The sequence below is a fragment of the Nonomuraea sp. NPDC049028 genome (assembly GCF_043197735.1).
Taxonomy (GTDB): Bacteria; Actinomycetota; Actinomycetes; order Streptosporangiales; family Streptosporangiaceae; genus Nonomuraea.
This window is the reverse complement of the sequence record NZ_JBICTR010000012.1, coordinates 285,308-303,533: the sequence shown is the minus strand read 5'-3', so window position 1 is coordinate 303,533 and position 18,226 is coordinate 285,308. Positions and strand designations below refer to the sequence as shown.

General features: G+C 69.5%; 19 protein-coding genes. 10 read left to right on the top strand and 9 right to left on the bottom strand.

The genetic code is table 11. The features are described from left to right. Position 1 precedes the first annotated feature (1 nt). The 4 genes from ACGFJ2_RS42845 to ACGFJ2_RS42830 all read right to left on the bottom strand — a co-directional run bounded on the left by ACGFJ2_RS42845 (position 2) and on the right by ACGFJ2_RS42830 (position 3,122). A complete protein-coding gene (locus ACGFJ2_RS42845; protein WP_393478288.1) occupies positions 2 to 757 on the bottom strand; it encodes a hypothetical protein in 756 nt (251 codons plus the stop codon). A gap of 66 nt (positions 758 to 823) precedes the next feature. Then, the gene (gene dapF, locus ACGFJ2_RS42840; RefSeq protein WP_393478287.1) at positions 824 to 1,636 is read right to left on the bottom strand and encodes a diaminopimelate epimerase; all 813 of its coding nucleotides are present in this window, start codon (positions 1,634 to 1,636) and stop codon (positions 824 to 826) included. Between the two features lie 9 nt (positions 1,637 to 1,645). Beyond that, complete coding sequence (gene miaA / locus ACGFJ2_RS42835) at positions 1,646 to 2,551, bottom strand: tRNA (adenosine(37)-N6)-dimethylallyltransferase MiaA (RefSeq protein ID WP_393478285.1); 906 nt, start codon at positions 2,549 to 2,551, stop codon at positions 1,646 to 1,648. 55 nt (positions 2,552 to 2,606) lie between these two features. Continuing rightward, entirely contained in the window at positions 2,607 to 3,122 is a 516-nt protein-coding gene (locus ACGFJ2_RS42830; protein ID WP_358535431.1) for a methylated-DNA--[protein]-cysteine S-methyltransferase, read from the bottom strand. A gap of 107 nt (positions 3,123 to 3,229) precedes the next feature. Between ACGFJ2_RS42830 and ACGFJ2_RS42825 the strand changes: the two genes are divergently transcribed. Continuing rightward, complete coding sequence (locus tag ACGFJ2_RS42825) at positions 3,230 to 4,132, top strand: class I SAM-dependent methyltransferase (protein WP_357947067.1); 903 nt, start codon at positions 3,230 to 3,232, stop codon at positions 4,130 to 4,132. A gap of 18 nt (positions 4,133 to 4,150) precedes the next feature. Beyond that, positions 4,151 to 5,053: a ribonuclease Z gene (locus tag ACGFJ2_RS42820; RefSeq protein ID WP_357947065.1), complete on the top strand. Its 903-nt coding sequence runs from the start codon at positions 4,151 to 4,153 to the stop codon at positions 5,051 to 5,053. 1 nt (position 5,054) lies between these two features. On the opposite strand, the gene ACGFJ2_RS42815 is transcribed toward ACGFJ2_RS42820, so the two are convergent. After that, positions 5,055 to 5,927 carry an LLM class flavin-dependent oxidoreductase gene (locus ACGFJ2_RS42815; RefSeq protein ID WP_393478281.1) on the bottom strand — a complete coding sequence of 291 codons (873 nt, stop codon included), beginning with the start codon at positions 5,925 to 5,927 and terminating at the stop codon, positions 5,055 to 5,057. A 43-nt stretch (positions 5,928 to 5,970) separates the two neighbouring features. Continuing rightward, complete coding sequence (locus tag ACGFJ2_RS42810; RefSeq protein ID WP_393478279.1) at positions 5,971 to 6,396, bottom strand: MarR family winged helix-turn-helix transcriptional regulator; 426 nt, start codon at positions 6,394 to 6,396, stop codon at positions 5,971 to 5,973. A gap of 63 nt (positions 6,397 to 6,459) precedes the next feature. On the opposite strand from ACGFJ2_RS42810, the gene ACGFJ2_RS42805 reads away from it, so the two are divergent. Continuing rightward, entirely contained in the window at positions 6,460 to 6,852 is a 393-nt protein-coding gene (locus tag ACGFJ2_RS42805; RefSeq protein ID WP_357947056.1) for a VOC family protein, read from the top strand. Between the two features lie 12 nt (positions 6,853 to 6,864). On the opposite strand, the gene ACGFJ2_RS42800 is transcribed toward ACGFJ2_RS42805, so the two are convergent. Together ACGFJ2_RS42800 and ACGFJ2_RS42795 are read right to left on the bottom strand one after the other, a co-directional pair. Continuing rightward, positions 6,865 to 7,608, bottom strand: coding sequence for an isocitrate lyase/phosphoenolpyruvate mutase family protein (locus tag ACGFJ2_RS42800; protein WP_357947053.1), 744 nt, complete (start codon positions 7,606 to 7,608; stop codon positions 6,865 to 6,867). A 75-nt stretch (positions 7,609 to 7,683) separates the two neighbouring features. After that, complete coding sequence (locus tag ACGFJ2_RS42795) at positions 7,684 to 8,241, bottom strand: hypothetical protein (RefSeq protein ID WP_393478276.1); 558 nt, start codon at positions 8,239 to 8,241, stop codon at positions 7,684 to 7,686. A 183-nt stretch (positions 8,242 to 8,424) separates the two neighbouring features. Here ACGFJ2_RS42795 and ACGFJ2_RS42790 point away from each other — a divergent pair, with 183 nt between their 5' ends. Then, positions 8,425 to 9,096 (top strand): hypothetical protein, encoded by a 672-nt coding sequence (locus ACGFJ2_RS42790; RefSeq protein WP_393478273.1) that lies wholly within the window; start codon positions 8,425 to 8,427, stop codon positions 9,094 to 9,096. A gap of 168 nt (positions 9,097 to 9,264) precedes the next feature. On the opposite strand, the gene miaB is transcribed toward ACGFJ2_RS42790, so the two are convergent. Beyond that, entirely contained in the window at positions 9,265 to 10,752 is a 1,488-nt protein-coding gene (gene miaB / locus ACGFJ2_RS42785) for a tRNA (N6-isopentenyl adenosine(37)-C2)-methylthiotransferase MiaB (protein ID WP_393478271.1), read from the bottom strand. Between the two features lie 134 nt (positions 10,753 to 10,886). On the opposite strand from miaB, the gene ACGFJ2_RS42780 reads away from it, so the two are divergent. The 6 genes from ACGFJ2_RS42780 (at position 10,887) to ACGFJ2_RS42755 (ending at position 18,185) form a co-directional block, all read left to right on the top strand. Then, on the top strand, positions 10,887 to 11,642 hold the full coding sequence (locus ACGFJ2_RS42780; protein WP_357947041.1) for an amino acid ABC transporter ATP-binding protein: 756 nt from the start codon (positions 10,887 to 10,889) through the stop codon (positions 11,640 to 11,642). Between the two features lie 35 nt (positions 11,643 to 11,677). Then, positions 11,678 to 12,535 carry a glutamate ABC transporter substrate-binding protein gene (locus tag ACGFJ2_RS42775; RefSeq protein WP_357947038.1) on the top strand — a complete coding sequence of 286 codons (858 nt, stop codon included), beginning with the start codon at positions 11,678 to 11,680 and terminating at the stop codon, positions 12,533 to 12,535. A 61-nt stretch (positions 12,536 to 12,596) separates the two neighbouring features. After that, positions 12,597 to 13,268 carry an amino acid ABC transporter permease gene (locus ACGFJ2_RS42770; RefSeq protein ID WP_357947036.1) on the top strand — a complete coding sequence of 224 codons (672 nt, stop codon included), beginning with the start codon at positions 12,597 to 12,599 and terminating at the stop codon, positions 13,266 to 13,268. Beyond that, a complete protein-coding gene (locus ACGFJ2_RS42765) occupies positions 13,265 to 14,164 on the top strand; it encodes an amino acid ABC transporter permease (protein WP_393478267.1) in 900 nt (299 codons plus the stop codon). The genes ACGFJ2_RS42770 and ACGFJ2_RS42765 overlap by 4 nt, the downstream gene beginning before the upstream one ends. Before the next feature lie 139 nt (positions 14,165 to 14,303). After that, positions 14,304 to 16,148: a S9 family peptidase gene (locus ACGFJ2_RS42760; RefSeq protein WP_393478264.1), complete on the top strand. Its 1,845-nt coding sequence runs from the start codon at positions 14,304 to 14,306 to the stop codon at positions 16,146 to 16,148. Positions 16,149 to 16,358: 210 nt separating this feature from the next. After that, positions 16,359 to 18,185, top strand: a complete 1,827-nt coding sequence (locus ACGFJ2_RS42755) for an ABC transporter substrate-binding protein (protein WP_393478262.1) — start codon at positions 16,359 to 16,361, stop codon at positions 18,183 to 18,185. The last annotated feature ends 41 nt before the right edge of the window (positions 18,186 to 18,226 follow it).

Sequence of the window (18,226 nt, the reverse complement as noted above, 5' to 3'; positions counted from 1 at the left end):
GTCAATCACCGTGCCCAAAACGCAGAAGCTCGATGAGCTCGTCCGATTCGTCATTGTTGAGTACCGAAAATACAGATGCCAGCAGATCATCGGTCGCCTCTTCGACCGCGACCCTTTTCGCGACGACAGCGGGACTCGGCTTCTGGTACGGCTCCGGCCACGTGAAGAACCTCGCCATCACCTCACCCGTGGAGTGTCCGAAAGGAGTGCCGTCGTGGTCGGCCGCCAGCATCGCCTCCAGCGGGTCGAGGCCCGCCGCGATCACCGCGTTGGCGTGCAGCCCCCCTCGCAACTCCCGTACGACGTGCATGAGCTGCGTGGCCCGCGCGGGCGCGTCGTCGGGCAGGGGTACGGCCCGCCACCCGGCGAACAGCGGCGCCCCGGCGGCCGGGGCCTGGGCGACGACCGGTTCGAGCAGCTCGGCGAGCCTGGCGCAGCCGTCGTAGTCGCCGAGCCTGCGCCGCCCCCACTCGTGGCAGACGTCGGTGTAGACCTCGACGGCCCGCTCGACGCTCAGCTTGCGCCCGCCGTACCAGCTCTCCTCGACGTGGGCGGCGGGGAAGAAGACCGCGACGGAGGTGACGACGTCGGCCGCGCACTCGCCGAGGACCCCGCAGCGCCCGCGGAAGTAGAACTCACGCGGGCCGAGGCCGTACTCCTCGCAGCGGGCCTTGGCCTCCCTGGAGACCATGAAGCCGCCGCCGTATTGGCCGATGGGGCCCTTGACGCGCGCCGCCGTGGTTCTGGGGTCCGCCATGTCCACCTTCCCTCCGCTCGCAAAAGCTCAGTTCGGCAAGTGGACTCAGCATCCCTCAGGAGAACATCATTCTGCAAGCATCAGGTTCCCGCCCGCGACGATCACGGCGGGGCCGGTCAGGTAGCTGGTCTCCTCGGTGAGCGTGACGACGACGGTGCCGCCGGGCACCTCGATCGTCCACTTACCGGTGGTCTCCCCGCTCAGGCGCGCCGCCGCGACGGCGGTGGCGACCGTGCCGGTGCCGCAGGAGCGGGTCTCGCCCGAGCCGCGCTCGTAGACGCGCATGACCGCGCGGCTGGGGCCCACCGCGTTGAACAGCTCGATGTTGACGCCGCTGGGGAAGACCCCCGGGTCGAAGCCGGGCTGGTGGGTCAGGTCGAGCTGGACGACGGGGTCGCCGATGGGGCAGGCCAGGTGCGGGTTGCCGATGTCGACGTGGACGCCTTCGTACTCGTGACCGGCGACGGTGGTGACGCTGTGGCCGCGGACGACGGGCTTGCCCATGTCGACGGTGACGTCGCCGTTGTCCTCGATGCGGATCTTCCTGACGCCGCCCCTGGTCGCCACGCTGAAGTCGCTCTCCCCGACCAGCCCCGTCTCGACGAGGTAGCGGGCGAAGACGCGCGCGCCGTTGCCGCACATCTCGGCCATGCTGCCGTCGGCGTTGCGGTAGTCCATGAACCATTCGGCCGTGGCGGCCTGGTCGGCCACCTCGGGGCTCAGCTTGGTGCGGACCACGCGCAGGACGCCGTCGGCGCCGATCCCGGCGCGCCGTTCGCAGATCTTGGCGACCAGCACGGCGGACAAGTCGAGCTCGCCCTCGGGGTCAGGGAGGATGACGAAATCGTTCTCGGTGCCGTGACCCTTAAGGAAGCGCATTTGACCATTTTATGCGGAGCCTTGGCCGGCGATCCGCGCCAGGGACCGCTCCAGCAGGTCAGGGGCGTCGTAGGGCAGCCAGTGGACCCGCGGGTCGCGGCGGAACCACGACTCCTGGCGGCGGGCGAAGCGCCTGGTCGCCCGGACTGTCTCGGCGAACGCCTGCTCCTCGGTCCACTCGCCGTCGAGGAAGCGCGCCACCTGGGCGTATCCCAGCGCGCGGCTCGCCGTACGCCCCTCGGTCAGGCCCTGCCCGAGCAGCGCCCGCACCTCGTCGACCAGGCCCGCCGCCCACATGCGCCCGACCCGGACCTCGATCCGCTCGTCGAGCTCCGGCCTGGGCACCTCCAGCCCGATCTGCACGCTCGGGTAGAGCGCCTCGAACGACGGCATGGTGGCCGAGAACGGGCGGCCCGAATGCTCGATCACCTCCAGCGCGCGCACGATGCGGCGGCCGTTGCTCGGCAGGATCGCCGACGCGGCGGCCGGATCGGCCTCGCGCAACCGCTCGTACAGCGGTGCCGGGCCGCGTTCGGCCAGCTCGGCCTCCAGCCGGGCCCTGATCTCCGGGTCGGTGCCGGGGAAGTCCAGGTCGTCGATGGCCGCGCGCACGTAGAGCCCGCTGCCGCCGACCAGCACGGGCGCGGCCAGTGACTCGATGAGCGGCCTGACCAGCTTCTGGTACTCGGCCACGCTGGCGGTCTCGGTGACGTCCCAGATGTCGAGCAGGTGGTGCGGCACCCCCCGCTGTTCGGCCGGGGAAAGCTTCGCCGTGCCTATGTCCATCCCTCGATAGAGCTGCATCGAGTCGGCGTTGATGCACTCGCCCCCGAGCCGGAGCGCGAGGTCCACGGCGAGATCGGACTTTCCGGCGGCCGTGGGGCCCACGACGGCGATGACTGGTTGCTGACGCACACCGACAAGTGTGTCAACTGTGCAGGTATGGACAGACCGACTAGAGATCGAGCGTCTAGAGATCGAGAAGCGTCGGCTGCAGGTATCCCTCGTGGGTCAGCAGCCAGCGCTTGGTCTCCACGCCCTCGCCGCCGCTGAAGCCGCCCAGCCCGTTGCCCGCGACGACGCGGTGGCAGGGCACCACGATCGGGATCGGGTTCGAGCCCATGATCGAGCCGATGCCGCGGGCCGGCACCCGCGAACCGCTCCGCTCGGCCAGCTCGCCGTAGGTGACGGCGGTGCCGTACGGGATGCCGTGCAGGGTTTTGAGCACCTGGCGCCGCGACCCGGAGGTCAGGCGCCAGTCGATCGGAGTCTCGAACGTACGCAGGTCACCGGCGAAGTAGGCGTTCAGCTCGGCGACGGCGAAGGCCGTGCGCTCGGGGTCGTCCACCTCGGTCAGATCCGCGAGCCGCTCCCCCGGATGCGTCCGGGAGCCCCATCCCGTGGCGGCCAGGCCGACCTCGGTCACCGCCAGCACGAACGGCCCTACCGGCGTCGGCACCTCGGCGAACGCGACCGTACCCATCATGTCCTCCCCTGGGGGAATTGCTCCCGGCATAAACACTAGGCGACTCCGGGATGGCCATGTGGCAAAGGCTCTTCAGGGCTGGGAATCCGTGTTGATACCGTCACAGCATGTCAGCACCGAGCGCCACCGCACTCGATCGGATCCCCGGCTGGTTCTGGCCCGCCGACCAGCGCCTTTTCGGCTGGTTTCTGTCGGCCGACGCGCCGGGCGACCTTCTGGAGCTCGGAGCGTACCTCGGGAAGAGCGCGGTTCTGATCGGCGACCACCTGCGGCCGGGCGAGACGTTCACGGTCTGCGATCTGTTCGAGTCGGAAGCGCCGGACGCCGCGAACGAGGCCGAGACCACCGGCTCCTACTCCACCCTCACCCGGCAACGCTTCGAGCAGAACTACCTGAGCGTCCACGACAGCCTGCCGGAGATCGTGCACGGCCCGACCTCGGTGATCCTGAACCACGTCAAGGCGGACTCCTGCCGGTTCGTCCACGTCGACGCCTCACACCTCTACGCGCACGTCAAAGAGGACGTCCTGGCGGCGCGGACGGTGCTGCGGGGTGACGGGATCGCCGCCTTCGACGACTACCGCAGCGAGCACACGCCGGGCGTCGCGCTGGCGGTCTGGGAGGCGGTCGCCGGGCTCGGACTGTCGCCGATCTGCGTCAGCTCACAGAAGTTGTACGCCACATGGGGCGATCCCGTCCCCGTCCAGCGGCGCCTGCTCGCATGGCTGGCGGCCACCCCCGAGCTCTGGCACACCACGGACATACTCGGCGAACGCGAACTCGTCCGCATCAACCAGCGCAAGAAGCCGCCCGCACCGGATGGTGAGCTGAGCGAGCTGGGCCGGCTCAGCGCCGAGCTCCGGCGTACGGCGGCGGACCTGAAGAAGACCGCGGCCGAGTCCCGCACCACTGTCCAGGCGCTGAAGACGGCCACCAAGGAGATCAGCCTGGTCGGTCCCGTCGTCCACCGCGCGGTCCGCTGGACCCGCAGACGCCTCACCCGGCGCTGACGGTCTACCATCGCGCTCGTGTCCTCCCGTGAACTCGTCATCCTGGGAACCTCCAGCGCGGTGCCCACGCGCCACCGCAACCACAACGGTTACCTGCTGCGCTGGGACGGCCAGGGGTTCCTGTTCGACCCGGGTGAGGGCACGCAGCGGCAGATGGTGCACGCGGGGGTCAGCGCCAACGACGTCCACTGGCTGTGCCTGACCCACTTCCACGGCGATCACTGCCTGGGCGTGCCCGGTGTGGTGCAGCGCATCGCGCGTGACAAGGTCCGGCATCCCGTGCGAGCGGTCTACCCCGCCTCCGGCGCCGGCTACTGGCAGCGGCTCCGGCATGCCGCCGTCTTCGCCGACACCACAGTCATCGAGGAGCGGCCGGTCAGCGGCGAGCAGGCCACCATCGGCCCGCTGACCGCCCGCCGTCTGTCCCACCCCGTCGAGTCCTACGGCTACCGCCTCCAGGAGGCGGCCAGCCGCCGCATGCTGCCCGACAAGCTGGCATCTTTCGGCATTCGCGGGCCGGAAATCAGCGAGCTCCAGCGCACCGGGTCCGTACGCGGCATCACCCTCGACCAGTGCAGCGTGCCCAAGCCGGGCCAGAGCGCCGCCTTCATCATGGACACCCGCCTGTGCGACGCCGTCTTCGAACTCGCCTCCGGCACCGACCTGCTGGTGATCGAGTCGACGTTCCTGTCCGCCGAGAGCGCCCTGGCCAAGGAGTATGGCCATCTCACCGCGTTCGAGGCCGGTCTCGTGGCCGCCGACGCCGGTGTGCGCCGCCTGGTGCTGACCCACTTCTCCGAACGCTACGGCTTCGCCGACGAGCCCGCCTTCCTCAGCGACGTACGGCGTAGCTATGACGGCGAGGTCATCCTGGCCCGCGACCTGATGAAGATCCCCGTACCCCGACGACGGCACCCGTAGGTCACGGGACCAGCGGGCGCACCTCTTCGGCCACGAACCGGACGAAACCCTCAAGGTCGGGCTCGTCCGCCGTCGGCTGGAGCACCACGGTGTCACCCCCGGCGTCCGCCAGCCGTTGTACGGCCTCGGCCACCGTGCCCGCGTCCCCGGCGACTCCGAAGTCCGGTTTGCCGGCGTCGCCCCAGCGCTCGAGTTCGGCCTTGAGCCGTCCGGCTCCGTCCGGCCCGGTCGCCGCGTGCAGGTGGACGATCACCTCATGGCGGTCGCTACGCCCGGCCGCCGCCCGCCCCTCGTCGATGAGCCCGCGGGCCCGCCGTACCTCGTCGGGCGGAGTCCCGGCGACGAGAATGGTCCCGTCGGCGGCCTCGCCGGACAGGCGCAGCGAGCGCGGCCCGATCGCCCCGGCGAGCACCGGGGGCGCCGTCTCCGGCGGCCAGTCGAGGCCGACGTCGTCGAGCCGCACGTAACGGCCCTCCACGGTGACCCGCTCACCGCGCAGCAGCGCCCGCAGAGCCGCGAGGTGCTCGCGCAGCAGGGTCACGGGCGAGTCCACCCGCGCGCCGGCCTGCGCCATCCACTCCTGTACGCCGTGCCCGACACCCAGAACCACCCGCCCCGGGAACAGCCGGTGGAGCGTGGCCACCTCCATGGCGGTCAGGGCGACGTTCCGCAGGGGCACCGGGAGCAGTCCGACGCCGACGCGCAGCCGCTCGGTCCAGGCCAGGGCCGCGGCCGCGCTGGCGATGCCGCTCTGGGAGAAGCAGTCCTCCCAGAGCCACAGCTCATCCAGCCCCGCCTCCTCCGCGGCACGGGCCACGCCGCGCATTCGTTCGGGAGGTAGCTGAGGCCGGAACACGGCACCGAGAGCAGTCATGAGATCTTTCCTACCCGCCCGCACCCGGACCGGACAACAGCCGCTAGACCAGGATCCGAGTGAGCAGGTCGTGCAGCTGGTCGCGCTCGGCGGCGTCGAGAGGGGCGAGGAGCTCGTCCTGGATGGCTCGCGCCTCCCGCGTCAGGCGGGTGAGTTCGCGCCGTCCCCGGGCGGTGATGGTGGCGGTGACCCTGCGGCGGTCGCCGGGGTCGCGAGCGCGCTCGACGAAGCCGGGCGCCGAGAGCTCGTCCAGGACCTTGACCACGTCGCTGGGGTCGATGCCGAGCCTGGCCGACAGGTCGCGCTGGGCGTGCGGCCCGAAATCCGCCAGCGCCGCCAGCACGGCCATGTGCCACATGCGCAGCCCATCTGCCGCCAGCCGCGCGGCCAACCGGCCTCTGGCCGCCTTCCCGGTCTTCGACAGCAGGTACATGGTGAGTCCGAGCAGGCTCGGCGGCAGCGCTTCCATCCTGAATATTGTAGGGTCAACCCCAATAATAGGTCTACACCCACTATTTAAGGAGATTTCCGGATGGACGTGCTGCATCCTCGGCTGCTGGTCTCGGCGTTCGCGGAGTGCTTCGCCTTCTACGACGCGGTCCTGCCAGAGGTGCTCGGGGCGAGCCTCATGAAGGGCGGCCCGGACGGTCCCTACGCGCACTGGGACGTGGGCTCTGAGGGGGTGCTGTCGATGCTCGACCGTGGCTTCATGCCCGAGGTCGCGGGTGCCCTGCCGGTGGACGCCGCCGCCCAGGATCGCGTCATGCTCGTCAGCCGGGTGGCCGACGTCGACCGGGCCTACGCCGTCTGCCTGGCCCATGGCGGCCGGTCCGTCACCGAGCCCGCGGATCGGCCCGGCTGGGGCGTGCGAGCCGCTCACGTCCGTGACCCGGAAGGCAACCTGGTGGAGTTCCAGTCCTACTGAGCAGGGACGCGGTCACTCGTACGGGCTGCGGCCCTCGTCGATCGCCTGGATCAGCCCGCGAGCGTAGTCGTACGTCGCCCGGTGCAGCCCGCCCCCGTAGCTGACCCTGGCCACCCCCAGCTCGGCCAGCTCGGCGAGATCCGGGACGCCCGGCCGGAACAGCACGTTCACCGGGCCGCCGACCTCGCTCACCACGGCCCGGATCTCCTCCGCGTCGCCGAGGACGATCGGGTAGACGCAGTCGGCGCCGGCCTCCAGGTAGCGCCGCGCCCGCGCCACCGCCGCCGCCCGCGTCCCGTCGCCGTGCAGATAGGTGTCGACCCTGGCGTTGATCACCAGCGCCGGACCGGCCGCGGCCCGCACACCGGCCAGGAACTCGGCCTGTGCCTCCACGTCGACGAGCACGTCGGTGCGGGGGTCGGAGTCCTCCAGGTTGCAGCCCACCGCACCGGCCGCGACCAGGCGTTCGACCAGCTCGGCCGGCTTCAGGCCGTAGCCGCGCTCGACGTCCGCCGTCACGGGCACGTCCACCACGCGCGTGATGCGGGCCACGGCGGCCATCATCTCGTCGACGGGGGTGCCCTCGCCGTCCTCGTAACCCAGCACCTGGGAGACGGCCGCGCTTCCCGTGGCGATCACCGGGAAGCCGGCCTCCTGTACGGCTCGCGCGGACGCCGCGTCCCAGACGTTGGGCAGCACCAGCGGGTTGCCGGGCACGTGGAGAGCGCGCAGCAGAGCCGCCTTGTCAGTGGTCATGCGGGCAGCCTAGGAAGGAAGCGCCTCCCACCAAAGGGCCAATGCCCCGGGGAACCGCCGAGCCACTTGGCGCGGTCAGCAGCCGCTCTTAGAGCACTGTCCGATGACCTGGCCCGCCGGGCCGTCCGCCGGGCTCTCGCCCGCGGACTCCTGCGCCGGTTTGGTCGGCGCTGACGTGGGCTTCTTGCCGTTCTGGGTCGGAGGCGTGGTGCGCGAGTCGGTGCCCGCCGACCCCTTGTCGAGGCCCTTGCCCGCCTTACCCGTGTTGTCGGTGTTACCCGTGTCGGTGGCGCCCGTGTCGGTCAAGGGTTCGTCGGCCACGTCGGACGGGGTGCCGGCGTCGGGGGCGTCCGTCTTGGCGTCGCCCATGGACGCCTCTTCGTCCTGCTGCAGTTCGTCGGCGGTGGCGGCCTGGCTCGACTGACCCGCCTGACCGGCCGGCGTCGTCGGCTGGGCGGGGCCGCCCGCCAGCGCGAAGCCGATGCCACCCGCCGCGAGCACGGCCACGAGGGCCGACGCGGCGATGACGACGGTCTTCTTGTTGTCGGTGGACCTGGCTTTTCTGGCAGGTCTCGGCATATCGCCCGGCCCGGTGAGGATCTCCTGGCGATCCGGCTCCATCGGATCTTGCATGGTGGTGCGACTCCCTGCGGTCGTATCGGGAAAGCTCGCCGGCTTCCGCGGGTGATGGACCACACTAGCCGCAGGAGTGGAATGCTCGCGCACCAATCACAAAGGAATCACGACTTGTCACCACTTCATGCCATTCGGCCAGGTCGTCGTGACCGCCTGGCAGCCGCGGCAGGTGTGGCCGGGGTGATCGTCATCGCCGCGCTCGGTATTTTCCTGGCGTTCATGGGATCGCAAAGTCCCGAGCGGGAAAAGGCGCCGGAAAATGATCAGGAAAACGGGCTTTCCCATGGATCAAGCATTACGCCGGCGAGTCGTCCACCGCTCCCGACGTCATGGCCCTCGTACGCGACCCCGGCCGACAGCCTGGCGGCGGACGGCGGCCCGCCGCCGGAGAACGGCCCGACTCCGGAGAAGGGCCTGACACCTGAGAACGGCCTGGCACCAGAGGAGGGTCTGACGCCCGAGGATGGCCTGACGCCCGAGAAAGACCTCGCGCCCGAGAAGGACCTGGCGCCCAAGCAGATCAAGGCGCGCCCGCGGCCCGTGCCCTCGCCAAGCCCGGGAATAGGTGAAGCGCTGCCACCGCCCGCGCGAAGGGACAGCGCCACGCCGAGCGGCCCGGCGGGCAGGACGCGGGCGCCCAGGTCCGTGCCGCCCCCGCCGAAGACCACGGGCCCCGAACCGGCCGCACCGGCGACCGTGACCACCACCCAGCCGACCCTGGCCACCGCGCAGACCCCCCGGACAAGCGCGTCCACGCAAAGACCGGCGCCTTCCGTACCCCTGGGAACCGACCCGTGCGCGACCTTCCTCGACTTCCGCCGCGACTACTGCTACCGACTCCTTGGCCGATGACTCTCCCCCGAAGGGCCTCACAGATATCCTCGCCACAACGGACCGGTCCGGCACACGACCGTCTCGATCCCTGTGACGGTCCGTCGTGGCTGGGGGCCTTTGGAGGGACACCCCCTTCGGGGGGCGGATGAGGACCGCCCAGGGACGCAGTGCCGGGAAGCCGATGCCCTAGGAAGCCGAGCACGCCCCAGCAGCGGGCACCGACGGTGGGCGGCCGATGGTGGGCATGCCGAGCGAGACGCCCTTGGCCGGGGCCGGGGCGCCCTGCCGCGCCTCCCAGGCGTCGCCCGCCCGGGTACGGCGGACGGAAACCGGCCCGTCGGCCACCAGGTGGTGCGGAGCCGCGTACGTGACCTCGACCGTGACCATGTCACCCGGCCGCGGCGTGTGGTCGCCGACCGCGAAGTGCACCAGGCGGTTGTCGGCGGCGCGGCCGGACAGCCGCCGCGTGGCGTCGTCCTTGCGGCCCTCGCCCTCGGCGACCAGGACCTCCAGCGTCCGTCCCACCTGCTTGCGGTTCTCCGCCCAGGAGATCTCCTCCTGCAGGGCGACCAGGCGCTCGTAACGCTCCTGGACGACCGCCTTGGGGATCTGGTCGTCCATGGTGGCCGCGGGCGTGCCGGGGCGGATGGAGTACTGGAAGGTGAAGGCGTTGGCGAAGCGGCTCTCGCGTACGACGTCGAGGGTGGCCTGGAAGTCCTCCTCCGTCTCGCCGGGGAAGCCGACGATGATGTCGGTGGAGATGGCCGCGTCGGGCATGGCCGCGCGGACCCGCTCGATGATGCCGAGGTAGCGCTCGGCCCGGTAGGAGCGGCGCATCGCCTTCAGCAGGCGCGAGGAGCCCGACTGCAGCGGCATGTGGAGCTGGTGCATGACGTTGGGCGTCTCGGCCATGGCGGCGATCACGTCGTCGGTGAAGGCGGCCGGGTGCGGCGAGGTGAAGCGGACCCGCTCCAGCCCGTCGATGCCACCGCAGGCGCGCAGGAGCTTGCCGAACGCCAGCCGGTCGCCGAACTCGACGCCGTAGGTGTTGACGTTCTGGCCGAGCAGCGTGACCTCGAGAACGCCCTGATCCACCAATGTCTGGACTTCGGCGAGAACGTCGCCGGGACGCCGGTCCTTCTCCTTGCCCCGCAGCGACGGCACGATGCAGAACGTGCAGGTGTTGTTGCACCCGACCGAGATCGCGACCCAGGCGGCGTAGGCGGACTCCCGCTTGGTGGGCAGCGTCGAGGGGAAGACCTCGAGCGACTCCTTGAGCTCGACCTGCGCCTCACCCTGGATGCGGGCCCGCTCCAGCAGCACCGGCAGCGCCCCGATGTTGTGGGTGCCGAACACCACGTCGACCCACGGCGCCTTACGGACGATCTCGCCCTGGTCCTTCTGGGCCAGGCAGCCGCCCACGGCGATCTGCATCCGGGGGTTGCTCACCTTGGCCGGTCGCAGGTGGCCGAGGTTGCCGTAGAGGCGGTTGTCGGCGTTCTCGCGTACGGCGCACGTGTTGAACACCACGACGTCGGCGGTATCGCCCTCGGCCGCGGCCACGTAGCCGGCGTCCTCCAGCAGGCCGGAAAGGCGTTCGGAGTCGTGCACGTTCATCTGGCACCCGTATGTGCGCACTTCATAGGTGCGGGGGCTCTCCTGGGTCACAGTCATCGCACGTCCAAGGGTAGTCCTTGTCCGGCTTGCGGCGGTCGTAGGATCTAAAACACCAGCTTGATGGCATGATGTGATCGGATCGGTACCGCTCGGTTAGTGACCAGCGTCCTAATGGCCCCTAGGTTTTGCACATGACGGAGAACGGGGACGTCACTCCACTTGTAAAGTTGGAGCACGTCAACAAGCACTTCGGGGCTCTGCACGTCCTGAAGGACATCAACCTGACCGTTTCCCGTGGCGAGGTCCTGGTCGTGATCGGCCCTTCGGGTGGCGGCAAGTCCACCCTGTGCCGGGCCGTCAACCGGCTGGAGACCATCGACGGCGGGCAGATCATCTTCGACGGTCAGCCGCTGCCGGAAGAGGGCAAGGCACTGGCCAAGCTCCGCTCCGAAGTGGGCATGGTCTTCCAGTCGTTCAACCTGTTCGCCCACAAGACGATTCGCGAGAACGTCACGCTGGGGCCGATCAAGGTGCGCAAGAAGGCCCGCGACGCCGCCGAGACGCGCGCCATGGAGCTGCTCGAACGGGTGGGCATCGCCGCGCAGGCGGACAAATACCCGGCGCAGCTCTCCGGCGGGCAGCAGCAGCGCGTCGCCATCGCCAGGGCGCTGGCCATGGACCCGAAGATGATCCTGTTCGACGAGCCGACGTCGGCGCTGGACCCGGAGATGGTCCAGGAGGTGCTCGACGTCATGATCGGGCTGGCTCGCGACGGGATGACGATGATGGTCGTCACGCATGAGATGGGGTTCGCGAGAAGAGCCGCGAACCGGGTGGTGTTCATGGCCGAGGGCCAGATCGTCGAAGAGAACACCCCCGACGAGTTCTTCACCAACGCCCAGACAGACCGGGCCAAGGACTTCCTTTCGAAGATCCTCACGCATTGATCCCAGTCCGCAGCAGGAAGATTGAGGTAACCACTATGCAGATGCGTCGAACTGGGGCCGTGTTCGCCGTCACGGCCATGGCGGTCGGTCTTGCCGCGTGTGGCGGTGGCGGCAGCTACACCAACGTCGTGGACAAGCTCAAGGGAGCCAAGGAGATCACCGTTGGCACCAAATGGGACCAGCCGAGCCTGGGCCTGAAAAAGGGTGGCGGTGACCCTGAGGGCTTCGACGTGGACGTCGCCAAGTACATCGTGAAGGAACTGGCCGGCGGCCAGGATGTGAAGATCACGTGGAAGGAGTCGCCCTCGTCCAACCGCGAGGCGCTGCTCGCCAACGGCACCGTGGACATCATCTTCGCCACTTACTCCATCACCGACGCGCGCAAGCCGAAGGTCACCTTCGGCGGCCCGTACGTCGTCGTCCACCAGGACACCATGGTCCGTGCCGACGCCGCGGACATCACCAAGGCGACGGACCTCAAGGACAAGCGGATCTGCCAGGCGCAGGGCTCCAACTCCTACAAGCGGATCACCGACCCGCCGCCGGACGGCAAGCTCAACCTGCCCGCCAAGCTCGTCGGCGCCAGCAACTACTCCGAGTGCGTGCAGAAGCTCAGTGGTGGCAACCTGGACGCGGTCACCACCGACAACCTGATCCTCGCCGGCTTCGCCAGCCAGGACCCGGGCAAGTACAAGCTGCTGAACGACCCGTTCACGGATGAGAAGTACGGCATCGGCCTGAAGAAGGGCGACAAGACGACCTGCGAGGCCGTCAACAAGGCCGTCGCCAAGATGTGGCAGGACGGCACGGCCACCCAGCTGCTCACGAAGTGGTTCGGCAAGACCGGCCTGGACCTGCCCAAGGAGGCCCCACCGGCCGAGGGTTGCGCCTGATCCTCAAGCCCGCGGCGGCCGGTGACCCGGCCGCCGCCGCCATTCTCTCTGGTGGAGCACGATGGACGAACTGATTCAGTACGCGCCCGACCTGGGCGTAGGATTCCTGAACAACATTAAGCTCTCGCTGATCATCGCGGTGTTCTCGCTGATCGTCGGCACGATCCTGGCCGCCATGCGGGTCTCGCCCACCCCGGTCCTGCGGGCCGCGGGCACGGCGTACGTCAACGTGGTGCGCAACACCCCGCTGACGCTGGTGCTGGCTTTCTGCTACCTCGGGCTCAGCGACACCCTCGGCCTGATCTTCTCCACCGAGGTGCCGCTGACGAACTCGTTCTGGCTGGCCGTACTGGGCATGTCGGCCTACACCGCGGCGTTCGTCTGCGAGGCGCTGCGGTCCGGCATCAACACGGTGCCGATGGGACAGGCCGAGGCGGCCCGCGCGATCGGGCTCACCTTCAGCCAGTCGATCACGCTCGTCATCTTCCCGCAGGCCTTCCGGGCGGTCATCGCCCCGCTCGGAAGCGTCCTGATCGCCATGATCAAGAACACGACTGTGGTGGCGGCCGCGGGCTACACCGTGGACGTCGCCGCCACGATGAGGGAGACGTTCGACACCACCGGCGTCTCGATCCCCATCTTCATCGGCATCGTGCTGTCGTTCCTGATACTCATCCTGCCGATCGGCTGGTACACCGGCTGGCTGGCCAGGAGATTGGCGGTGGCCCGATGAGCACGTCCGTCCTCTTCGACACTCCCGGCCCGCGCGGCCGGGTGCGCAACCACCTGATCACCGGGATCTCCGGGCTTGCCCTGCTGGCGGTGCTCGGCTGGGTGGTGCTGAAGTTCAATGAGAAGGGCCAGTTCGACGGCAAGCTCTGGGAGCCGTTCACCACCGAGACCGTCTGGGTGGACTTCATCCTGCCCGGGCTGGTGGGCACGCTCACGGCCGCTGCGCTGGGCGCGGTCTTCGCGCTGCTGTTCGGTGCGGTCTTCGGCATCGCCAGGCTCTCCGACCACCGGTGGATCAGGATTCCCGCCGCCTGGATCGTGGAGCTCTTCCGGGCGATCCCGCTGCTCCTGCTGATCTTCTTCATCTGGTTCCTGTCGCCCGACCTGTTCGGCGGCGGGGACTACGCGCTGTTCGCGATCGTGCTCGGGCTCACCCTCTACAACGGCTCGGTGCTGGCCGAGGTGGTCAGGGCGGGCATCAACTCGATCCCGAAGGGCCAGTCGGAGGCGGCGTACGCGATCGGGCTGCGCAAGGGCGGCGTGATGCGGTTGATCCTGCTGCCGCAGGGCCTCACGGTGATGATGCCCGCGGTGGTCAGCCAGCTCGTGGTCCTGCTCAAGGACACCGCGCTGGGCTACTTCATCGTCTATGTCGACCTCCTGAACATGGGCTTCAAGACCCTTCCGTCGGTCTACCCCGGCACGAAGCTGGTGTCAGCGATCGTCATCGGCGTCATCTACATCATCATGGCCATGGCGCTCAGCGCGTTCGCCACGTGGCTGGAGAAGCGCAGCCGCCGCAGCCGCAAGACCACGGCCGGGCCGCTCGAGCCGCCGAGCGCGGTGCCGCTGCCCCCGGGGCAGCCGGATATGGGCGGCAGCGTCATGACGCAGTAGCCCACGTCATCAAGCGATCATCGCGCATTGCCGATGACAGGAGTGGGGTGGTCACCGGGCTACGGTGATCGAAGCGGGGTGGTCACCGGAGTGAGGTGATCACCCCGCACTCTTGCCGATCTTCCGGCAGGATGCGTCTATGCCCTTCTGGCGCTCCCCCATCTCGACCACCGACGTCGCCCGGTCCGGCCGGCGGCTCGGCTGGCCGACCGCGCTCGACGGCCAGGTGTGGTGGACGGAGGACCGCCCTGACGAGGGCGGACGCACCACGATCATGCACCGCGCCGCCGACGGCACCTGCCGCGAGCTGCTGCCCGAGCCGTGGAGCGCCCGCACCCGCGTGCACGAGTACGGCGGGCGGCCCTACGCGGTCACCCCCGAGGGCGATGTGATCTTCGCCTGCCTCGCCGACCAGCGCCTCTACCTGCTCACCAACCAGGCTGACCGCACCGACCGCGCGGCCGAGCCCGTCCCGCTCACCCCTGACGGTGACCGCTACGCCGACCTGCTGGTCCGTGACGACCAGGTCTGGTGCGTACGCGAGCGGCACACCGACGACGGAAAGACGACTAGGGCCGTCGTCTCGATCCCGGTCGGCGGCGGTGAGACGCGCGAATGGGTCACCGGCGGCGACTTCTACGCCTCCCCCGCCATCTCCCCCGATGGACGGCATCTCGCCTACATCACCTGGAACCATCCGCGCATGCCATGGACCGGCACCGAGCTCCGCGTCACCCGCCTGTCCGACGGCACATCGTGGACCGTGGGCGGCGGCCCGTCCGAGTCCGTGCTCGCGCCCAGCTGGAAGGACGACGGCCACCTCTACCTGATCTCCGACCGCTCCGGCTGGTGGAACCTCTACCAGACCGGCCTCCACGACCTCTCGCCGCAGCCGCTCCATCCCCTGGAGGAGGAGTTCGCCTGGCCGCCGTGGACGCTGGGCGGCCTGCCCTACGCCGTGCTCGGCGACGGACGGCTCGTGGTGCTGCACGGGCGCGGTGACCTGCGGCTCGGCATCCTCGACCCCGAGACGGGCCGGCTCACCGACCTCGATCTGCCGGGCGACGGGTGGGATCCGGCGCTGGCCACCGACGGCACCCACGTGACCGGCATCGCGTACGGTGCCGCGCTCCCGAAGTCGCTCATCCGCGTCGACACCGTCTCCGGCCAGGCCGAGACCCTCAGGCGCGACCTCGACGAGCTGCCCGACCTCGCCTGCCTGCCCACACCCCGGCCGGTGGAGATGGGGCACCGGGTGCACGGCTTCCTCTATCCGCCGTCCAACCCGGCCGCCGAGGACTCGGCGGACGCTCCCCCGTACGTGCTGTTCGTGCACGGTGGTCCGACGGCGCACGAGGGCACGGCGCTCGACCTGGAGAAGGCGTACCTCACCTCACGCGGCATCGGCGTGCTCGACGTCAACTACGGCGGGTCCAGCGGCTACGGCCGGGCCTACCGCGATCGGCTGAAGGGGCAGTGGGGCGTCGTCGACGTCGAGGACACGATCGCGGCCGCCGAATGGCTGGTGGCCGAGGGGCTGGCCGATCCCGGGCGCATAGCGGTGCGCGGCGGCAGCGCGGGCGGCTGGACCGTGATGGCGGCCTGCTGCCGTTCGGAGGTGTTCGCGGGGGGCGTGTCCTACTACGGCGTCAGCGCGCTGGCCCCGCTCCATGCCCACACCCATGATTTCGAGTCGCGTTACGTGGAGTGGCTGGTCGGCCCGGAGGACCCGCGGCTCTACGCCGAGCGCGAGCCGCTGGCGCTGGTCGACGGCGTCTCCTGCCCGATGCTGCTGCTTCAGGGGCTCGACGATCCCGTGGTGCCGCCCGAGCAGTCGGCGGCCTTCGCCGACGCGCTGGCCGAGCGCGGCGTCCCGTGCACCTATCTGGCGTTCGAGGGCGAATCGCACGGTTTCCGCCGCACCGAGACCCGGGCCACCGCCCTGGCCGCGGAGCTGGCGTTCTACCAGCAGATTTTCAGCTGATTCTCGCTTTCGTCGCCATCAATCACGGTTCTTGGACAGAACCGGTATCACTCGGCGGTCGCTACTCGCCAACGGTTGAATAACCGTCCTCGACACCGCCCTCCCCAAGTGGATTGCTCGAAGGAGCAGCACGTGGGGCGCGCCTCGCGGCCACGAAGCGCGCCCCACTGGCCAGCCACACATCCCCATCTCGGCACGAGGGAGGGCCAGATGGCCAGCTTGCGCCATCTCAGCATCGCCGTGGTGGCCGCGGCAAGTCTGCTCGCCGCCGCCTGCGCCACAGACACCGGCACGAACGGCTCGGCACCGCCGACAGCGGCCCAGGACACCGGCAAGCCCTTGTCGGGCGGCACGATCAGGCTGGTGGGCGGTGGCGACGTCGACCACCTCGATCCCACCAGCGCCTACTACACGGTCACCAACGGCATCATGCGCGGTTACGCGCGCCAGCTGTTCAACCTGAACGGCGTGGCCAAGGAGGCCGACACCACCAAGGGCTTCGCCGTCGTCCCCGACGTCGCCACCGAGCTGCCGACGACCGCCAACGGCGGCCTCAGCGCCGACCACCTCACGTACACGATCAAGCTGCGGGACGGCGTCCAGTGGGACACCCAGCCGCCGCGGGCGGTGACCGCGGTCGACTTCGTCCGGGGCTTCAAGCGGCTCTGCAACCCGGTGGCCGGAGCGGGCGCGCCCGGCTACTACACCAGCACGATCAAGGGCATGGCCGCCTACTGCGCGGCCTACGGCAAGGCGTTCGAGAAGGCCAAGCCCACGGCGGCGGCGCTGGCCGCCTTCCAGAACTCGCACGACATCGCCGGCGTTCAGGCCAAGGATGACAAGACGATCGTGTTCACACTGGTCCAGCCGGCGGGCGACTTCCTCAACATCCTGTCGCTGAACTTCTCCTCGGCCGCGCCCCAGGAGTACGACCAGTACGTCCCGGACGACGCCACCTTCCGCCAGCACGTGATCTCCGACGGCCCGTACAAGATCACCCAGTACGTGGCGACCAAGTCGATCAGGCTGGAGCGGAACCCCGCCTGGACGCAGGCGGCCGACCCGATCAGGCACCAGTACGTCAACGCCGTCGATGTCAAGATGGGCGTCACCGAGCCCGACGCGGTGCAGCAGCAGATCGAGGCGGGCAGCGCGGACCTGTCCTGGGACCTGCCGGTGCCGACCGCCCAGATCCCGCGGCTGAAGAGCGGCGACCCCGACTTCAAGATCTTCCCTGGCGCCGTGACGAACCCGTATCTCGTCTTCAACCAGCAGAGCAAGAACGAGAACGGCGCCATGGGCAAGGTCAAGGTCCGCCAGGCCATCGAGTACGCGATCAACAAGGTGGCCATCGCCAAGATCTACGGCGGTGCCGACGTGGCGACCCCGCTGCACACGGCCATCCCACCGGGCAACATCGGCTACCAGGAGTACAACCCGTACCCGACGCCCGGCGACCAGGGCGACCCGGCCAAGTGCAAGCAGCTGCTCGCCGAGGCGGGCTACCCGAACGGGATGACCCTCATCGGCGCCTTCCGCAACGCGGGCAACCACCCGGCCAACTTCCAGTCCTACTCGGCCGACCTGCAGAAGTGCGGGATCGCCGTCAAGGGCCTGCCCGTACGACAGGGCGACTACTACGGCGCGTTCCTGCAGAACCCGACCATCGCCAAGGACAGCAAGTGGGACATCTCGGCGCCCGGCTGGGTGCCCGACTGGTACGGCAACAACGGCCGCGCCGTCTCCCAGCCGCTGTTCCAGACCAACTGCACCCCGGGCACGAGCAACTACGGCTGCTACAGCAACCCCAAGGTGGACGCCCTCATCAAGCAGGCGCTGGCCGAGCCCGACGCGACCAAGGCGGCCGGGCTCTGGCACCAGGTCGACCAGACGGTGATGGCCGACGCGGTGATCGTGCCGTTCAACAACCAGAACACGCCGATCTACAAGAGCAAGCGGGTGCGCAACGCGCTGTACCTTCCCGCGTTCCAGCTCTACGACATCACCAACCTCTGGCTTGACCCCAACTCGCCATGACGGTGCGGCGCCCCGCGGCACTCCCGCGGGGCGCTGTGAGG

Excerpts from the sequence above, each read along its gene's own strand:
- ACGFJ2_RS42845 (WP_393478288.1), bottom strand. The coding sequence starts at position 757 with ATGGCGGACCCCAGAACCACGGCGGCGCGCGTCAAGGGCCCCATCGGC.
- dapF (WP_393478287.1), bottom strand. The coding sequence starts at position 1,636 with ATGCGCTTCCTTAAGGGTCACGGCACCGAGAACGATTTCGTCATCCTC.
- ACGFJ2_RS42830 (WP_358535431.1), bottom strand. The coding sequence starts at position 3,122 with ATGATGGGTACGGTCGCGTTCGCCGAGGTGCCGACGCCGGTAGGGCCG.
- ACGFJ2_RS42825 (WP_357947067.1), top strand. The coding sequence starts at position 3,230 with ATGTCAGCACCGAGCGCCACCGCACTCGATCGGATCCCCGGCTGGTTC.
- ACGFJ2_RS42815 (WP_393478281.1), bottom strand. The coding sequence starts at position 5,927 with ATGACTGCTCTCGGTGCCGTGTTCCGGCCTCAGCTACCTCCCGAACGA.
- ACGFJ2_RS42810 (WP_393478279.1), bottom strand. The coding sequence starts at position 6,396 with ATGGAAGCGCTGCCGCCGAGCCTGCTCGGACTCACCATGTACCTGCTG.
- ACGFJ2_RS42805 (WP_357947056.1), top strand. The coding sequence starts at position 6,460 with ATGGACGTGCTGCATCCTCGGCTGCTGGTCTCGGCGTTCGCGGAGTGC.
- ACGFJ2_RS42800 (WP_357947053.1), bottom strand. The coding sequence starts at position 7,608 with ATGACCACTGACAAGGCGGCTCTGCTGCGCGCTCTCCACGTGCCCGGC.
- ACGFJ2_RS42795 (WP_393478276.1), bottom strand. The coding sequence starts at position 8,241 with ATGCAAGATCCGATGGAGCCGGATCGCCAGGAGATCCTCACCGGGCCG.
- miaB (WP_393478271.1), bottom strand. The coding sequence starts at position 10,752 with ATGACTGTGACCCAGGAGAGCCCCCGCACCTATGAAGTGCGCACATAC.
- ACGFJ2_RS42780 (WP_357947041.1), top strand. The coding sequence starts at position 10,887 with ATGACGGAGAACGGGGACGTCACTCCACTTGTAAAGTTGGAGCACGTC.
- ACGFJ2_RS42775 (WP_357947038.1), top strand. The coding sequence starts at position 11,678 with ATGCAGATGCGTCGAACTGGGGCCGTGTTCGCCGTCACGGCCATGGCG.
- ACGFJ2_RS42770 (WP_357947036.1), top strand. The coding sequence starts at position 12,597 with ATGGACGAACTGATTCAGTACGCGCCCGACCTGGGCGTAGGATTCCTG.
- ACGFJ2_RS42765 (WP_393478267.1), top strand. The coding sequence starts at position 13,265 with ATGAGCACGTCCGTCCTCTTCGACACTCCCGGCCCGCGCGGCCGGGTG.
- ACGFJ2_RS42760 (WP_393478264.1), top strand. The coding sequence starts at position 14,304 with ATGCCCTTCTGGCGCTCCCCCATCTCGACCACCGACGTCGCCCGGTCC.
- ACGFJ2_RS42755 (WP_393478262.1), top strand. The coding sequence starts at position 16,359 with ATGGCCAGCTTGCGCCATCTCAGCATCGCCGTGGTGGCCGCGGCAAGT.